Annotated in this window: 1 protein-coding gene; it reads left to right on the top strand. The window is 63.0% G+C overall.

Annotation, left to right across the window (positions count from 1 at the left end; translation table 11 throughout):
• Nucleotides 1–185 precede the first annotated feature (185 nt).
• Nucleotides 186–894: hypothetical protein (locus RXV88_RS23580; RefSeq protein ID WP_316296182.1), on the top strand; the 709-nt coding region annotated here is incomplete at its 3' end.

Genomic DNA, 894 nt, shown 5'->3' on the forward strand with positions numbered 1-894 from the left:
CGACAGTTCCGCAGGACTTTTCGATCCAGGTGGCCGAGAACGAAGGCATGCCAACGAGATCGAATTCCAGGGGCTCCCCGCCACCGCCCGCGCCCACTCGACGGCTGACCGGAACGCTTTCGCTTGGGCTATCGAAGACTCGCGCGGCAACCGGCGGGCTCTGGTCCGCCACGGAGCAAGCGGCGATGAGAAATCCCCTCGCGAGGCTGATCGCGCGGACGGCAGTCATCGCCGGTGTGATCGCGTCTTTCGCCTTCCCCGTCCTTGCGCAGGATGGCACCGGCCCGATGCCGCAGAACGCTCAGGCGCGCAGCTATGGTGGCGGCTGGATCTGCGATCTTGGTTACCGGGTGGCGGGCGCTGAATGCCTTGCGCTCGACATTCCCGAGAATGCCTATCCAACCGGGCGCTCCTACGGGACGGGGTGGGAGTGCGACCGTGGGTATGAGGAGATAACCGGTACATCCTGCAATCCCATCCCAGTGCCCGCCAACGCCTTCCTCCGGTCTTATGGCTACGATTGGCAATGCGAACGAGGGTTCCGGAAGGAGGACGAGGCATGCGTGCCCATCGTTCTTCCGGAGCGTGCCTACCTGACAGAAGACAACTCGGGGACGGGATGGACCTGCGATCGTGGCTATAAGGCTGTTGCAGGGACATGTTCGCCGATTGCTGTGCCAGCGAACGCGTATCTGACCAACGCAGAATACGGCGCCGCCTGGGCTTGTGAGAGAGGCTTTTTCAAGATCGACGACCGATGCGACGCCGTTGTCGTGCCATCGAATGCCTATCTGGACGAGGCATCCTATGGACCGGGCTGGAGCTGCGAGCGCGGATACGAGGTGCTGAATGGCGCCTGCGTCGCCATCGATCTGCCAGAGAACGCCTATCTCG

The sequence above is a fragment of the Aestuariicoccus sp. MJ-SS9 genome, assembly GCF_032586235.1.
GTDB lineage: Bacteria > Pseudomonadota > Alphaproteobacteria > Rhodobacterales > Rhodobacteraceae > Aestuariicoccus.